Here is a 15,498-nt window from a genome sequence, read left to right as displayed (position 1 = left end):
ATGATTATCGAAGCTACGTTGATTGGCATACTTTGCTATCTCGGCGCCCTCAGCAGTCCCTGGCTTCTGGGGCTGACCGGCGGCTGGTATCTGATCACCCGCCCGCTGATTTCTGGAATGCTGGTCGGGATTATTCTCGGCGACATTAAAACCGGGATCATGATTGGCGTCGCGGTTCAGGCGGTGTATATCGCAATGGTAACGCCTGGCGGTTCGATGCCGGCCGATCTCAACTTTGTTGCTTACCCCGCTATCGCCCTAGGGATCCTTTCAGGAAAAGGCCCCGAGGTCGCGGTCGCGCTAGCGGCGACCATCGGTATCGCCGGAACCATTTTGTTTAACGCGATGATGGTACTGAACTCTTTCTGGAATCACCGGGCAGATGTGGCACTGGAACGGGGCGACGAACGCGGTATTTACCTGAACAGCGCCATCTGGCCACAGGTGACAAACTTTGTCCTGCGTTTTGTACCAACTTTTATTGCGGTTTACTTCGGCGCGCAATACATCAGCGGTTTTATGGACAGCTTGCCGAAAATAGTTCTGTCAACGATGAACGTACTGGGCGGCATTTTACCCGCCGTCGGGATCGCGATTTTGCTAAAGCAGATCATCAAAAACTACACCATGCTGATCTACTTCCTCGTCGGTTTTGTCTGCATCGTATTTTTAAAACTCAACATGGTCGCGCTGGTGATCGTCGGTTCGCTGTTGGCGTTGATCCATTACAACTACAAACCGGAACCGCCGCAGGCCGCGAATGCAAAGTCGGTAGCCGATGATGATGAGGATGAATTCTGATGGAAGAACGTACACTTACGCGTAAAGATCTTCGCCGCTGCTGGCGCGCATGGATGATGCACAACTTGTCATCGATGAGTTTTGAACGTCTGGAATCTTTTGGCTTTTGTTTGAGTATGCTTCCGGTGGCGAAAAAGCTCTATCCCGACGCAGCCCAACGTACTGAAATGCTGCGCCGTCATGCCTCGTTCTATAATACGGAACCCCAGATAGGCGCGATCGTAAACGGCATGGTGCTAGGGCTGGAGGAGAAAAAAGCGAACGGTGAACCGATCGATGGGGAGACCATCAATACCCTGAAGGTTGGCCTGATGGGCCCTATTGCCGGGATCGGCGATTCAATGATCCCTGGCATGCTGATCCCTATCCTGCTTAGCATCGGCATGGCCCTGGCGGCCGGCGGTAACATTCTGGGGCCGCTGTTTTATACCGTTGCCTGGCTGGCCATCATCATTCCCGGTTCGTGGTTCTTGTTCCTGAAAGGCTACAAAATGGGTTCTGGCTCGGTGGAAATGCTGGTGAGCAGCAAGTCTGCCCGTCTGCGTGAAGCGTTATCGCTGCTGGGTGTGTTTGTCATGGGGGGCGTGGCGGCCAGCTACGTTAAGCTTGGCACCGGGCTGGAGTTTATTACCAAAGATGGGGTGAATATCCATGTTCAACAGATGCTGGACGGTATCTTCCCGCAGTTACTGCCGCTGATTGTGGTGCTTGGTACCTGGTATCTGATGGCCAAGCGCGGTGTATCACCAGTGAAAGCGATGATTTTACTGTTGATACTGGCCGCCCTCGGCGTTGCCACGGGCCTGTTTGCGGGATAACACAAAGAAAACGGTAGAACCGGGGCTATGCCCTAATGTCAGTCAGTTAAGCATTATGGAGAACATGTGATTTCGGCTCAGGGTTCCGTTCACCTCAGTGGTATCACTTTTCTGAAGCGCAGATACCCGTGAACGTGCAAGAGAGGCTCACCGCCGCCTCCCTTGCATCCCAGGCTCCCGGCGGGAAAATCGTCGCTACGCGATTCATTCGTCTTATGCCGTCTGCCTGTCGGGCCGGGGCCGAGCCTGCGTCCCTGCAGGCCGCCCCCCTCTGCCCGCATCCCTGCGGGCAAACCCGGTCAGCCGTCAACGCCTCATCGATTTTCAGCCGGACCGGGGTCATCGCTGCAACGCACTGACTTCCAGTTAAATCTGTTTTGCTGTTCAGATAAAAAACGCAGGGGGTCAGGTGTGGGCTGGTCCGGCTGAAAATTGCCGACGTGTTTCCGTAAGGCCGGGAGAACCCGCAGGGATGCGGGTTCAGGGCGCGTTTTGCAGGGACGCTACCTCGCGCCCGGCCCGGTAGCCTGGAGGAATAAACGGAGGGGACCGCGGAGCGGCAATTTTCCCGCCGGGAGCCGGGATTGTTAAGGGTACGGCGATAGTACCCTTAACACGTTCACAGCTCGTATTGTCTCAGAGAAGTGATATCACTAAGGTGAACGTAGCAATACGCCGGAGGCAACAGATTCATTACCTCCGTAGGGCCACTCATCATCGTTAACTGACAAGCATTAGGGCTATGCCCCGGTTTTTTTATGGATGAAAGTTTTGCCATAGCTCGGGGTGCTTGTCCGGGCGTGAGATAAATTGGAAACGCGCCGGGTCCTCGATGAATTGCTGATAAACAGGTGCGGAGGTAATCGAGAATTCCGTATATTGTCTGGGCGTAACGGCCTGCAGTCGTCCAGGGATGTAACGCGGATTATGCTGCCAGATAACGTTGTTGCCCTGCAGCAGCGGATACCATGCCAGTCCTTTATGCGCACGCACAGCGTCGTACTCAAAACCATATTCACGATCGCACCACGCGCCAAAGGTTAACGGTACATCCGGGTCTGCGGATATAGTCGCATGCCCCCAACCGGGTGGTACCAACACTTTCTCACCGGGTCCGGCAATTACAGCAAAACAGCGGCCTGGGTCGTCCTCAACATATTCCTGCATATAAATGATCGCTTTTCCCTGCCAGATTTCATAAAGCTCCGGCGGAGACCAGCCGCTGTGCTGACTAATACGATGAATATGTCCCTGACTACGCACCGGCTCTTCTCCCAGCCGTCCCGCCGCATAGGTCACCACGCCAAACAACAGCATCCGCTTTTTCAACTCTTCGCGATCCTGCATTCGCGCCACATCCATCGCTATGGCATACACCTCTTGCGGCCCTTCACAGTGCGGATCGCGCAGCGAGGCGCGAATCTGGTCAAGTTGACGAATCTCCGGCATCGGCCCGGTAACCTCATCCCCATAGCTAAAACCAAGCGGATGATGATGGACCGTCATATCCAGGCCGTAAGAATGCGCTAAGTCACCCATTCTGTACCTCCTTCGCCTGAACCGTCTTATTTTCCTCAAAGACCCTTATTCTGAAGCCGCTGGCGAGCGCTGCATAATCATGACCCGCAATCCCTGGCCATACGGCGAGCGCCGACAGAACCTCTTCCCCGGTGTTGATTAACCGATGCGCGGTAAAGCCGGGGATAATGTGGACAGATCCCGCGAATACTTTTTCCAGCCTCGCGTCGCCCTGCTCAGTTTGCAACAGCAGCAAACCGGTGCCACGCAGACCAAAATAGACTTCCCCCTGTTCGCGGCGCGCATGGAAATGCCCGCGGGTCATAAAATACTCACAGCCGACCCGGCCAGGATAAAGATGGGTAACGCCGGTGTAGAGTTCACCTTCAGCGGGAGAGGTATCCAGCATCTCGACGTCATACACGACCTGCTCGCCAGCCAGCTGTTGACGGGCGTGTTCATCGGCAAAAACGTCTGGAAGATCCTCAATACGGGTGGATTTACGCAATAACAGGCCATCAGCTAAAGCGCCGCTTGCCCACGCCACCTGCGGTGGCTGGATAAAAGAAAGGTTCATATGTGTCTCCGGCCCGAGGAGAACAACAGGATCAGATTAGCAGATTAATCGATTAACCTGCTATCGCTATCTGCATATTGCGGGCCGGATCACAGCCTCAAGGTGCCAGCGTCAGTACCTCTGCCACCCACTGCTGGAACCCCTCAACGTCCAGCCCCAGCGCGACCTGGGCATTTGCTGGATGCCCTAAACGTCCTTCAATGTCCACCACCGTCGTACCCGAGGTATATTCCCCCTGGGTTTCAACCGCCACGAAGCACGGCTGCAGGGTAAACAGTTCCGGGCGCACCAGCCAGGCAATAGCGCACAGGTCGTGCATTCGTAGCCCCGTATTCATACTGCCGCTACGGTAATGGCTAAACAGCGCGTGCAGCATTTTTCCCGTCTGGTTAAGCTGCGGCAACGTCGCCAGATAGTCAGGGGTGAGCATGGCCTGATTAGTGACATCCAGCCCGCACATCACAATCTCCAGCCCGCTCTGGAAGACTTTTGCGGCGGCCTCGGGATCAATAGCAATATTAAACTCGGCGTTTGGCGTGAAGTTCCCGCGCCCGGCAGAACCGCCCATAATCACCAGACGGTGAATGTTGAATATGCATTCAGGATAATGAGTCAGCAGCAGTGCAATGTTGGTCAGAGGGCCAATTGCCACCAGCGTCACAGGCTGCGGGGCATGCATCAACGCATCGCGAATGGCCTGGAAGGCGGGTTTTGCCATCACCTGGCGGTCGTGTTCGACAAATTCATACCCTTCCATACCTGATTCACCGTGTACGGAAGCGGCATCTCGCAGCGGTCTCACCAGCGGCATCGATGCCCCCTGCGCCAGCGGAATATCGGCATTCCAGAAGTGCAGCAGTTGCAATGCATTACGGGTGGTTTTTTCCACCGACACATTACCTGCTACCGTGGTCATCAGTTGCAGATCCAGCTCAGGGGCAAACAGCGCGGCGGCAATAGCGGCAGCATCATCAATGCCGGGATCGGTATCAAGAATGATCGGTAAGCGCATGGTTTCTCCATAAAAAAATGCCAGACGTTAAGTCTGGCATCTTCTCATAATCGTAACCGGAAAGACTTACTCTACTTCACGAACATCCACACGCAGCTCTTTCGGTACTTCGAAAACGATGTTTTCTTCACGCCCTTCCAGCGGAATAGCTTCCCCACCGCCAAGCTCCTGCAGGCGAGCAATCACGTTTTGCACCAGGATATCAGGCGCCGAGGCACCGGCCGTCACGCCCACGCACCTGGCTTCTTTCACCCACGCTTCCTGGATATCGGTCGCATCGTCAATCAGATACGCCGCTTTCCCCATTCGTTGGGCCAGTTCAGCCAGACGGTTGGAGTTAGAAGAGTTTTTCGAGCCGACCACCAGCACAACATCGGCCTGCTCCGCCAGCGCACGGACCGCTTCCTGACGGTTGGTCGTGGCATAACAGATATCGTCTTTGCGCGGCCCGACAATTTTCGGGAAACGGCTTCGTAACGCGTCAATAACGTCAGAGGTGTCATCAACGGAGAGAGTGGTCTGCGTCATGAAGGACAATTTACCTTCATTTTTTACATTCAGTTTCAGCACATCTTCAGGTGATTCGACCAGATACATTCCCCCCTGCGGGTTACTGTACTGGCCCATCGTGCCTTCAACTTCCGGATGCCCGGCGTGACCAATTAAAATTGACTCTTCACCGCGACGGCTGGCGCGTGCAACTTCCATATGCACTTTCGTTACCAGCGGGCAGGTCGCATCAAAAACCGTGAGGTCGCGGCCTTTGGCTTCGTTACGCACCGCCTGAGACACGCCATGAGCGGAGAAAATCAGGATCGCGCCATCCGGTACTTCGCTGATTTGCTCAATAAAAATAGCGCCGCGCTCGCGCAGGCTATCCACCACATAGCGGTTATGCACCACTTCATGACGGACATAAATCGGTGCGCCGTAAATAGCCAGCGCGTTTTCCACAATGCTGATAGCGCGGTCTACGCCAGCGCAAAAACCGCGCGGGTTGGCCAACAGGATCTGCATTTTACGCCTCCAGTGCCGGTTCGACTTCCAGCACTTCAATATCAAAATGAACGGTATGCCCGGCCAGCGGATGGTTGAAATCAACCGTGATCGAGTCACCGTTGATTTCGCGGATCACACCAGGCATCTCACTGCCGTCCATTGCGGTAAAGAGCATGATAGCGCCAATTTCTGGCTCGCCCGCGTCCATAAATTCCCGACGCGAGAAATACTGAATTAAGTCCGGGCTGGACACGCCGAAGGCGGCATCCGGCTCCAGAGCAAAAGTGGTTTTATCACCTTCTTTTAACCCCAGCAGGTGTTGTTCCAGTCCTTCAGACAGAGAACCGTCGCCCAGGCGAAACAGCGCAGGCTTGCCGTTATTGCGGGTTGACTCTGCGGTGGAGCCATCGTCGAGCTTAAGGGTGAAGTGCACCAGCACCGCACTGTTACTCTGTACTGATTTAGACATGCAGGTTGCTCTTTAAAATTGCTGCCGCCTGTTTGCCCGATAGCGCTACGCTTACCGGGCCCACAAGGATCGCAGTATATTGTAGGCCGGATTAGCATAGCGCCATCCGGCATTTTTTATGCGGCTTTTTTCTCTTTCGACGGTAAGAAGCCTTCGAGGACAATCAATGCCGCACCGATACAGATCGCCGTATCAGCAAGGTTGAATGTCGCGAAATGCCAGTCACCGACGTAAAAGTCAATCATATCAACCACGAAGCCGTGCCACAGGCGGTCGAACAGGTTGCCCAGCGCACCGCCAATGATTAACGCATACGCGATGTTGTTTAGCTTCTGCGTCGCCTTCGAGCGATACATCATCACCATCAGGATAACGCAGATACCAATGGCGATACCGGCAAAGAACCAACGTTGCCAGCCACCGCTGTCGGCTAAGAAGCTAAACGCCGCACCATAGTTACGCGCATAGTGCAGATTAAGCGACGGGAACAGCGACACCGTATCCCCCAGAGCAAAGTTCTGGAGGATCAGGTATTTGCTGCCTAAATCGATAATCAGCACGACTACCACCAGCCACAGCCAGCGTAGTCCTGTTGAACAGAGAGGCTTACTCATCAGGCAAACTTACGTTGTTCGCCATCACCGGCGATGTTGCTGACACAGCGTCCGCAGATATCTGCATGTTCCGCCACCTGGCCGACATCGGTAGTGTAATGCCAGCAGCGCGGACATTTCTCACCTTCGGCTTTGCTCAGTACGATTTTCAGACCTTTGAGCAGTTCGCTCTGCTGAGCATCAGCAGGAGCCGCTGCATAATCCGCAACCGTCGCACCGGAGGTCAGCAGAACAAAGCGCAACTCTTCGCCCAGCGCGGTCAGTTTCGCCGCCAGTTCTGGTTCAGCGTACAGAGTAACCGCCGCTTCCAGCGAACCACCGACTTTCTTATCCGCACGCGCCTGCTCGATGACCTTGTTCACTTCGCCGCGCACTTTCAGCAACTCGTCCCAGTAGGCGTCATTCATCGCTTCGGTTTCGCCTAAGCCAAACAGACCTTCGTACCATTCACCGGTAAAGACGTACTTCTCACGCTCGCCCGGCAGGTAACCCCAGATTTCATCAGCGGTGAAGGACATGATCGGCGCCATCCAGCGTACCAGCGCTTCTGCAATATGGAACAGCGCAGTCTGGCAACTACGACGCGCCACGCTGTCCGCTTTCGCGGTGTACTGACGGTCTTTGATGATGTCGAGGTAGAACGAACCCATTTCTACAGAGCAGAAGCGCATCAGGCGCTGTACTACTTCGTGGAAGTCATAGGCTTCATAAGCTTTCAGGATCTCTTCCTGCGCCGCTTGCGCACAACCTACCGCCCAGCGATCCAGCACCACCATCTCTTCCGGTTTCACCATATCTTTTACCGGATCGAACCCGTTCAGGTTCGCCAGCAGGAAGCGCGCGGTGTTACGGATACGACGATAGCTGTCGGCAGCACGTTTCAGGATTTCGTCAGAAACGGCCATTTCGCCGGTATAGTCGGTAGAAGCGACCCACAGACGCAGAATATCCGCGCCCAGTTTGTTCATTACGTCCTGCGGGCTTACGGTGTTACCGATAGACTTGGACATTTTGCGACCCTGACCATCAACGGTGAAACCGTGGGTCAGTACCTGACGGTATGGCGCTTTGCCCTTCATTGCAGTGGAGATCATCAGAGAAGACATGAACCAGCCGCGGTGCTGGTCAGAACCTTCCAGATACATATCTGCCGCATGGCCTGCAAACTCAGGACGCACGTCCACAACGGATGAGTGGGTTGAACCGGAGTCGAACCACACGTCCAGCGTATCCGGGACTTTGACATACTGGTCAGCTTCATCGCCAAGGATATCTTTCGGATCGAGATCCCACCACGCCTGGATGCCGTCAACTTCAACGCGTTTGGCCACTTCTTCCATCAGTTCGATAGCACGCGGATGCAGCTCTTCGGTGTCTTTGTGAACAAACAGAGACATCGGCACACCCCACGTACGCTGACGGGAGATACACCAGTCAGGACGGTTGGCAACCATCGATTCAATACGTGCCTGGCCCCAATCCGGGATCCATTGCACGCCTTTGATCTCTTTTAGCGACTGCGCGCGCAGACCTTTCTGATCCATGCTGACGAACCACTGCGGAGTCGCACGGAAGATGATCGGCGATTTGTGGCGCCAGCAGCACGGGTAGCTGTGCTGCATCTTCTCAACGTGCAGCAGAGCGCCTTTATCGCTCAGCAGCGCAACGATTTTGTCGTTGGCTTTAAAGACGTTCACACCGTCCAGATCCGGATAGGTACCCGCCAGATATGCGCCGTCCGGGCCAACCGGGTTAGCGATTTCCAGACCGTATTTCTGGCTAATGACGTAGTCATCCGGACCGTGGCCGCCGGCGGTATGGACCGCACCGGTACCCGCATCCAGTGTAACGTGATCGCCAAGAATAGCCGGCACGTCAAAGCCCATAAACGGATGGGTAAAGCGCAGCAGTTCCAGCTCGGCGCCTTTTACGGTGCCCAGAATAGTGTATTCAGCCGCACCAATACGCTGCATGACGCTTTCAACCAGATCCTTCGCCAGAATCACAGCCTGCCCGTCAATCTGCACCAGCGCATAGTCAAAATCAGGCGCCAGAGAGATTGCGCGGTTCGCCGGTAACGTCCACGGGGTGGTAGTCCAGATAACCAGTGAGATCGGGCCATTGACGTCAGAAACGCTAAATTTCGCTTTTACCGCGTCCTGATCGGCGGCGTGGAACGCAACGTCGATGGACGGGGAGGTTTTGTCATAATACTCAACTTCCGCTTCCGCCAGCGCGGAACGGCAATCAACGCACCAGTGCACCGGCTTCGCACCTTTGTGCAGGTGACCGTTGCCGATGATTTTACCCAGCGCACGAATGATGTTGGCTTCAGTTTTGAAGTCCATGGTCAGGTACGGATGCGACCAGTCGCCCAGCACGCCAAGACGGATAAAGTCTTTACGCTGACCGTCAACCTGCGTCGCTGCGTATTCACGGCATTTGGCGCGGAACTCAGCGGCGGTGAACTTCTCGCCCGGCTTGCCGTATTCCTGCTCTACTTTCAGCTCGATAGGCAGGCCGTGGCAGTCCCAGCCCGGAACGTAAGGCGAGTCGAATCCCGTGAGTCCTTTGGACTTCACGATAATGTCTTTCAGAATCTTGTTAACCGAGTGACCAATATGAATGCTGCCATTCGCATAAGGAGGGCCATCATGCAGAATGAAGGTTTTTTTGCCTTTTTTGGCCGCACGAATGATGCCGTACAGGTCATCATCAGTCCAACGCGCCAGCATTCCCGGTTCACGCTTGGCGAGATCGCCGCGCATTGGGAACCCTGTTTCCGGCAAATTCAGGGTTGATTTATAGTCACTCATCAGATTCTCGGTTCCGTATTTAAAACTCGTATAGGCATTAAGCCGGTTTTGTTAGCCCAAAAAATTCACGGGCAGTCAACTCATCACGCGCAATCTGCGCTTTTAGTTCATCCAGCGAGGCAAATCGCTGTTCGCTGCGTATTTTTTTACGCAGTACTACATCTATATGGCGACCATACAGGTCCATTACAACGTCCAATAGATGCACTTCCAACTGTTGGCGTACGCCTGCTACCGTCGGGCGTGTGCCGATGTTGGCGACGCCGGGGAAAGGTTTGTCACCCAGCCCCATTACTTCAACCGCATAAACCCCTTTCACCGGAGAAACCTGGCGACGAAGCGGTAAGTTTGCCGTCGGAAAACCGATAGTGCGCCCTAACTCGTCACCGTGAACTACGCGTCCTGAGATAGTAAAAGGATGCCCAAGCAGGCTTTCGGCCAGTTGCAGGTTATCTTCCGCCAGCGCCTGACGTACCGCGGTGCTGCTGATGCGCACACCGCCTTCACAGAAGGTTTGGGTGCTGGTGATATCAAAACCATACTCAGCGCCCGCTTCCTGTAATAACAAGAAATCGCCCGCACGGCTAGCACCAAAGCGGAAATCATCACCAACGGCAAGAAATTGTACACCAAGGCGCTTCACCAGCAGATCGCTGATGAAGGTCTGCGCCGTTAATGCCGCGAAGCGCCTGTCAAAACGCACACACAGCACGTAATCAACACCGCACTCCGCCAGATAACGCAGTTTTTCCCGCAGACGGGTGAGGCGCGCAGGTGACTTGTCCGTCGCAAACAGCTCCAGCGGCTGCGGCTCGAAAATCATCACCATCACCGGTAAATTGCGTTTGCGCCCTTCTTCCCGTAAGCCCTGCAGCAACGCACGATGGCCACGGTGCACGCCGTCGAAATTACCAATAGTCAGCACACACCCATGCGGGGCCTGACTGAGATTATGTATGCCTCGTATCAGCTTCATGTCTGGCTCAAAACAGTGAAAATCGTGAAAGTATACCCTGTACCGCGTTCAACGTTAACCGGCGATTGTTTCTACGAAACAGAAAGAGGATGGTTTTCATCGTTATGAAACAAATTGACGCCCTTCACGGGCACACCAATGCAATTTTTCTCGTGGAAAGGCTGTATTCACGCCCCGCAAGCTGGTAGAATCCTGCGCCATCACTACGCAACGAGTGCTGCAATTTAAACGGCGCTTATTTGCACAAATCCATTGACAAAAGAAGGCTAAAAGGGCATATTCCTCGGCCTTTGAATTGTCCATATAGAACACATTTGGGAGTTGGACCTTGGCTAATATCAAATCAGCTAAGAAGCGCGCCGTTCAGTCTGAAAAGGCCCGCAAGCACAACGCTAGCCGTCGCTCTATGATGCGTACTTTCATCAAGAAAGTATACGCAGCTATCGAAGCTGGCGACAAAGCTACTGCACTGAAAGCATTTAACGAAATGCAACCGATCGTGGACCGTCAGGCTGCTAAAGGTCTGATCCACAAAAACAAAGCTGCACGTCATAAAGCAAACCTGACTGCACAGATCAACAAACTGGCTTAATCGCCTGCTTGTTGTCGCTTTGTGAAAAAACCCGCGCAAGCGGGTTTTTTTATGCCCGTCGTTTGCAGCCGGATTCGACAGCAACCGCCATTCTCTGGGCATTGAGCTGATAATCTCTGTCTGGCCGAAGGTGGAGAACCGCCCCAAGAGATATCGGGAGATGCGTGAAAACGGCTGGCCACGGAACAGAATTCCGGTATTTATCCGCGAAGGTGGTCAGTACCGGAATTTATTAAAGCAGTAGAATCCTTCCGGCTGTAGGCAACCACCGCAGCCGGAAGCATTACGACGATCAGGCTGATTGCAGCTTAAATAATGCCGAGTAGTCCGCATTGCAAATACGCTGCACCGCCGGATGCTGGATCATTCTTTCCGCAAATATGGCGTGATACTCCTCCATCACATTCTCTACGCGTCCAATTTCAACAATTGAATCATCGGCATAGAAATTGTGGGAATAAAGCGTAGGCGCAACAAAAATAGCGTTATGCGTTGCGCCAAACGCTTTCATCAGCGCGGCATCATCAAACTCGCCAAGGATTTCAACGTTCAGCCCTTGGGAGTTAATCCAGTTCAGCAGCTTACGCCCGAGCATCGAACGGCGCCCAGGGATCAGCAAGCGACGCTCTTCGAGGCAGGCCGGAAATGGTTTCTCAGGCAATGGCTGGGTGCACCAAAAGCTCACGCTGCATTCGCCAATCCGCACTGAGAACAACCCTTCCTGCTGCGTAGAATCGATCGGGCAGTCGGAGATAATCATATCCAGTTTATGCTGGCTGAGCTGATCCAGCAGCATCTCGTGCGTTGATTCAAAACAACGCAGATGGATTTGTTCATCTTCAACGACTGCAGCATTCAGCACGCTGCTAACCAGCTGTTTGGACAACGCATCCGCCACGCCGACATCGAACAGTAAATTCGACTCTTTGCGATAGTTCACGATATCCAGCATTTCCTGGCTTAACGTGAACATCTTATCCGCATAACGAAAAACCAATTCGCCTAATTCGCTGGGCTCCAGTCCACGCCCCTTCCGCTTGAACAACTTTCCCTGTAAGCGTTCCTCAAGCGCTTTAATCTGCCCGGTAATGGTCTGCGGTGTCAGATAAAGCGCCTCTGCTGCACCAACCACCGATCCTTCTTTATATACATGCCAAAAGTAGTACAGGTGGTTGTAGTTTATATGAGACATACACTCTCCCTGAAAATTGTCACGAAAGGGTTATCCCGTCATGCTGCTGCGTTCAACCGGGTGCGTAACCAGCAGTAACCTATTACCGCCGACAGCAAAGAACCGATCAGGATCCCCAGTTTCGCCCAGTTAATCAGCTCAGGATCGACGGTCCCAAACGCCAGGCTGGCGATGAAAATCGACATCGTAAAGCCAATGCCGCACAGAATGCCGACCGCCATAATTTGCTGGAAATTCGTTCCCTCCGGCAATTGCGCCATCCTGAAGCGTAACGCCAGCCAGCAAAAGAGGCTGATACCCAGTGGTTTCCCGATTAACAGGCCAGCAATGATCCCCAGCGGTAACACCGAGGTCAGTCCATCAATGGTGACGCCCTGCAGTGAGACACCCGCGTTAGCGAAGGCAAACAACGGTAGGATCAGGTATGCCACCCACGGGTGCAGAACATGCTCCAGACGCTTCGCCGGTGAACGCCCGTGTTTTTCCTTCAACGGAATGAAGAAACCGACGATCACACCCGCCAGAGTTGCATGCACGCCAGACTTCAGTACGGCCGTCCACAGCACTACGCCAACCAGAATATAAATACCGGTACGTCTTACACCGCACAGATTCAATGCTGCCAGGACAAGGATCGCGCACGCGGCAACGCCCAGCGACAACAGCGAGAGATCGCTGGTGTAGAACAACGCGATGATCACAATAGCGCCGAGGTCATCGATTATCGCCAGCGCCATCAGGAAGATTTTCAACGCCAGTGGGACACGGCTGCCCAACAGCGCCAGCACGCCTAATGCAAAAGCGATATCCGTTGCCGCCGGGATCGCCCACCCCTCACGGGTGATAGGGTCAGCATAGTTGAATGCCAGATACAGCAGCGCCGGGACAATCATGCCCCCGATAGCGGCAATGATCGGAAACGCCGCCTGGCGCAGACTGGCCAGCGAACCTTGCATTAACTCACGCTTCACTTCCAAACCGATCAACAGGAAGAACACCGCCATCAACGCGTCATTGATCCACAGCAGCATATTTTTGTTGATCTCAAGCGCGCCAACCCGCAGTTGAACGGGCGTTTCCAGAAAGGCGTGGTACCATCCACTGGTAACCCCGATATTTGCCATCAGCATAGCAACCACGGCAGCGATGATCAGAATGATGCCCCCCGAGGCGTCACTACTAAAAAAACGATGCAGATGTTTCACTTTTATTCTCTCTATTGGGTGAATACTTCGTAAATACTATCTTACACCTTCAGAAAGCTCGTTAAAATTAGATTATTCATGATGAATAGATCGGTTTTTACGAATAAAAAAAGCCCGAACAGATGTCGGGCATAGAGCGCAAAACACTGAGACCTAATCAGGCATACAGTCCCATTTTATAAACGCGGAAACTGGTGATGTCATAGCGATAGCCTACGCCATTCACTTCCTCGTTTTTATAGTAACCAGAGGTCATTGTCGCCTCAAAAAGTACCGACTTGGTTACCGGTTCAATTTCTTGCAGAAGCAAATTCCCCAATGCTTCATTTCCTTCCTGCGGGTCAATAATGTCGCTATCCCCCGGCTGGCAAGAGATAGCTCGGCCATTTTCGTCAAATGTGCAATCGCCGAAATGCACAACGATGTTGCCATTCTGCAACACCTCTTTGGCGCTTACACAACTACTATAACCGCGAGCTCCCAACTCCTTACCGTATTCAAAAGGGCGCATTACCGTCATTGCGTTCAAATCAACGATAAAGTGTACAACCCGGCTGTAATTATCTGGTGGAAGCAGGCTTTTACTATCAACACGAGAGCGATAGTTACCATTGTCGAATACCATAAATTCGACCATTCCTGGTTCGTCATTAGCCACTTCAGTCACATTGTGTTGTCCCCACGACCAAAAATCACGGTTTGCCGCATCCACATCATCCTGATTGCTGAAGTCATAAAGAGGGACACCATCACTGTCGACCGGAGTCAGAAGGTAAGGCTTATACTCCTCGCTCCAATCTTCATGCGTGGACATAATAAACTGCAGCGATTCAGTCTCGAGGCTGATGCCAAAAACAGCGCTCTGATGACGCCCTGAAGCGATCAGCAAACTATTCGTTTCATTAACATAGCTTTGGTTGATATGCAGCCAGTCCTGAGCGGTCGGATCTTCACCAGGTGCCGTCCCCGTTGGTCTCGCTGTACGTGAGGTATCAAGAATAGCGGCCATGTCGTAATAGGCAATTTCCAGCCCGGTAGATAAATCCACAACTGAGACGCCATCTTCATTAGTCTTCAGTGAATCTGGTCTGCCCGAGGTATATTCGGAAGGCGCGACGATGGTATTACTGTCCCATTGCCAAATTGAGTGGTGGAATTGGTTATCCAGAATATAAAAAGTATACAGCCGTCCCATCATGTCGAACTCATACATCTCAAGGTAGGTGTTTTTAGCTTCTGATGTAGCCAAGAAATGACCGTTATCAATGCGCACCAAATTGAATGACGGGAAGTCCTGTGTCACGTACCAACGCACCACGCCATCCTGATCCAGAGCGTAGTTATAGCGGTCGAAATGCGTAATGAAATAGCAGCCCGGCGCAATCAGGTCAGCGTCAGTCACCGGTTGAGTCACATTGATAACAGGAAACCCTAACTGCACATCTGCAGAATCCGTTGCAGGTAAAGGTTGGGTTGCTATCGTATAAGTGGCGATAACGACTTCATCAACCAAAATAGCCAGTTGGTTATCGACATCTGCCACTAGGCCAAGTACAGGCAGCAGATTCGCCCCCACATTCAACGTAAAATCTTGCACGACTTGTATCGCGCTTTGCGCCAGATCCTGAATTTTCAGCGTTACAGTACGTTCTTCAGCACTCCAAACACCGGCATATGCACTTAAAGGGGCTGTACCATAAGGGTTTAGAACAATGACCGCATTTTCCAACGTATTCTCATCAGTGATCCGAGCCAGACAATCTTGATAAACAGCTGTATGACTGAGAACCATCTCATTATTGCTGTCAATCTCCTGATTAACAGCGGGACGAGGTGTAGGCAACTTAATATCGGGGGAAATAATCTTTTTCATTATGCGTGTCCAATGTATTCATTTCATCGTTCCACA

Annotated in this window: 14 protein-coding genes and 2 pseudogenes; 4 read left to right on the top strand and 12 right to left on the bottom strand. The window is 53.0% G+C overall.

Translation table 11 applies throughout. The features are described from left to right. Positions 1–801 carry a PTS mannose/fructose/sorbose/N-acetylgalactosamine transporter subunit IIC gene (locus tag B9P82_RS11565; protein ID WP_016151644.1) on the top strand — a complete coding sequence of 267 codons (801 nt, stop codon included), beginning with the start codon at positions 1–3 and terminating at the stop codon, positions 799–801. Continuing rightward, positions 801–1,619 (top strand): PTS system mannose/fructose/sorbose family transporter subunit IID, encoded by an 819-nt coding sequence (locus B9P82_RS11560; RefSeq protein WP_016151643.1) that lies wholly within the window; start codon positions 801–803, stop codon positions 1,617–1,619. The genes B9P82_RS11565 and B9P82_RS11560 overlap by 1 nt, the downstream gene beginning before the upstream one ends. A 756-nt stretch (positions 1,620–2,375) precedes the next feature. On the opposite strand, the gene B9P82_RS11545 is transcribed toward B9P82_RS11560, so the two are convergent. The 9 genes and pseudogenes from B9P82_RS11545 to B9P82_RS28920 all read right to left on the bottom strand — a co-directional run bounded on the left by B9P82_RS11545 (position 2,376) and on the right by B9P82_RS28920 (position 10,823). After that, the gene (locus B9P82_RS11545) at positions 2,376–3,158 is read right to left on the bottom strand and encodes a glucose-6-phosphate isomerase family protein (RefSeq protein WP_047414458.1); all 783 of its coding nucleotides are present in this window, start codon (positions 3,156–3,158) and stop codon (positions 2,376–2,378) included. Next, positions 3,151–3,714: a glucose-6-phosphate isomerase family protein gene (locus B9P82_RS11540; RefSeq protein ID WP_016151641.1), complete on the bottom strand. Its 564-nt coding sequence runs from the start codon at positions 3,712–3,714 to the stop codon at positions 3,151–3,153. Before B9P82_RS11540 ends, B9P82_RS11545 begins: the two co-directional genes overlap by 8 nt. A 97-nt stretch (positions 3,715–3,811) precedes the next feature. After that, on the bottom strand, positions 3,812–4,726 hold the full coding sequence (gene rihC, locus B9P82_RS11535) for a ribonucleoside hydrolase RihC (protein ID WP_016155659.1): 915 nt from the start codon (positions 4,724–4,726) through the stop codon (positions 3,812–3,814). A gap of 66 nt (positions 4,727–4,792) precedes the next feature. Continuing rightward, the gene (gene ispH, locus B9P82_RS11530) at positions 4,793–5,743 is read right to left on the bottom strand and encodes a 4-hydroxy-3-methylbut-2-enyl diphosphate reductase (protein WP_047500149.1); all 951 of its coding nucleotides are present in this window, start codon (positions 5,741–5,743) and stop codon (positions 4,793–4,795) included. 1 nt (position 5,744) lies between these two features. Further along, the gene (fkpB, locus tag B9P82_RS11525; protein WP_003018929.1) at positions 5,745–6,194 is read right to left on the bottom strand and encodes an FKBP-type peptidyl-prolyl cis-trans isomerase; all 450 of its coding nucleotides are present in this window, start codon (positions 6,192–6,194) and stop codon (positions 5,745–5,747) included. A gap of 116 nt (positions 6,195–6,310) precedes the next feature. Beyond that, a complete protein-coding gene (gene lspA / locus B9P82_RS11520) occupies positions 6,311–6,808 on the bottom strand; it encodes a signal peptidase II (RefSeq protein WP_003018932.1) in 498 nt (165 codons plus the stop codon). Then, positions 6,808–9,624, bottom strand: a complete 2,817-nt coding sequence (ileS, locus tag B9P82_RS11515) for an isoleucine--tRNA ligase (RefSeq protein ID WP_101700363.1) — start codon at positions 9,622–9,624, stop codon at positions 6,808–6,810. The genes lspA and ileS overlap by 1 nt, the downstream gene beginning before the upstream one ends. Before the next feature lie 37 nt (positions 9,625–9,661). After that, a complete protein-coding gene (gene ribF / locus B9P82_RS11510) occupies positions 9,662–10,600 on the bottom strand; it encodes a bifunctional riboflavin kinase/FAD synthetase (protein ID WP_016155656.1) in 939 nt (312 codons plus the stop codon). Between the two features lie 7 nt (positions 10,601–10,607). Next, positions 10,608–10,823: pseudogene (locus tag B9P82_RS28920) on the bottom strand (DUF2575 domain-containing protein). Positions 10,824–10,928: 105 nt separating this feature from the next. Here B9P82_RS28920 and rpsT point away from each other — a divergent pair. After that, positions 10,929–11,192 (top strand): 30S ribosomal protein S20, encoded by a 264-nt coding sequence (rpsT, locus tag B9P82_RS11505; RefSeq protein WP_003018940.1) that lies wholly within the window; start codon positions 10,929–10,931, stop codon positions 11,190–11,192. Between the two features lie 91 nt (positions 11,193–11,283). After that, a pseudogene (locus tag B9P82_RS29410) lies at positions 11,284–11,370 on the top strand (hypothetical protein); the annotation flags it as partial. A gap of 114 nt (positions 11,371–11,484) precedes the next feature. On the opposite strand, the gene nhaR reads toward B9P82_RS29410, so the two are convergent. From nhaR to B9P82_RS11485, 3 genes are all read right to left on the bottom strand, one after another. Further along, the gene (gene nhaR / locus B9P82_RS11495; RefSeq protein WP_016151636.1) at positions 11,485–12,384 is read right to left on the bottom strand and encodes a transcriptional activator NhaR; all 900 of its coding nucleotides are present in this window, start codon (positions 12,382–12,384) and stop codon (positions 11,485–11,487) included. 38 nt (positions 12,385–12,422) lie between these two features. Further along, the gene (gene nhaA / locus B9P82_RS11490; protein WP_016151635.1) at positions 12,423–13,589 is read right to left on the bottom strand and encodes a Na+/H+ antiporter NhaA; all 1,167 of its coding nucleotides are present in this window, start codon (positions 13,587–13,589) and stop codon (positions 12,423–12,425) included. Between the two features lie 157 nt (positions 13,590–13,746). Beyond that, a complete protein-coding gene (locus B9P82_RS11485) occupies positions 13,747–15,462 on the bottom strand; it encodes an aryl-sulfate sulfotransferase (RefSeq protein WP_046274470.1) in 1,716 nt (571 codons plus the stop codon). Between the last annotated feature and the right edge of the window lie 36 nt (positions 15,463–15,498).

Origin of the sequence: Citrobacter sp. L55, assembly GCF_002850715.1 — a bacterium.
In the GTDB taxonomy this organism is placed as follows: Bacteria; Pseudomonadota; Gammaproteobacteria; order Enterobacterales; family Enterobacteriaceae; genus Citrobacter; species Citrobacter braakii.
Note: the sequence above shows the minus strand (reverse complement) of the source record. Positions and strands in the feature narration are given on the sequence as shown.

Bases quoted from the DNA above. Each gene is read 5' to 3' on its own strand.
- B9P82_RS11565 (WP_016151644.1), top strand. From the start codon at position 1: ATGATTATCGAAGCTACGTTGATTGGCATACTTTGCTATCTCGGCGCC.
- B9P82_RS11560 (WP_016151643.1), top strand. From the start codon at position 801: ATGGAAGAACGTACACTTACGCGTAAAGATCTTCGCCGCTGCTGGCGC.
- B9P82_RS11545 (WP_047414458.1), bottom strand. From the start codon at position 3,158: ATGGGTGACTTAGCGCATTCTTACGGCCTGGATATGACGGTCCATCAT.
- B9P82_RS11540 (WP_016151641.1), bottom strand. From the start codon at position 3,714: ATGAACCTTTCTTTTATCCAGCCACCGCAGGTGGCGTGGGCAAGCGGC.
- rihC (WP_016155659.1), bottom strand. From the start codon at position 4,726: ATGCGCTTACCGATCATTCTTGATACCGATCCCGGCATTGATGATGCT.
- ispH (WP_047500149.1), bottom strand. From the start codon at position 5,743: ATGCAGATCCTGTTGGCCAACCCGCGCGGTTTTTGCGCTGGCGTAGAC.
- fkpB (WP_003018929.1), bottom strand. From the start codon at position 6,194: ATGTCTAAATCAGTACAGAGTAACAGTGCGGTGCTGGTGCACTTCACC.
- lspA (WP_003018932.1), bottom strand. From the start codon at position 6,808: ATGAGTAAGCCTCTCTGTTCAACAGGACTACGCTGGCTGTGGCTGGTG.
- ileS (WP_101700363.1), bottom strand. From the start codon at position 9,624: ATGAGTGACTATAAATCAACCCTGAATTTGCCGGAAACAGGGTTCCCA.
- ribF (WP_016155656.1), bottom strand. From the start codon at position 10,600: ATGAAGCTGATACGAGGCATACATAATCTCAGTCAGGCCCCGCATGGG.
- nhaR (WP_016151636.1), bottom strand. From the start codon at position 12,384: ATGTCTCATATAAACTACAACCACCTGTACTACTTTTGGCATGTATAT.
- B9P82_RS11485 (WP_046274470.1), bottom strand. From the start codon at position 15,462: ATGAAAAAGATTATTTCCCCCGATATTAAGTTGCCTACACCTCGTCCC.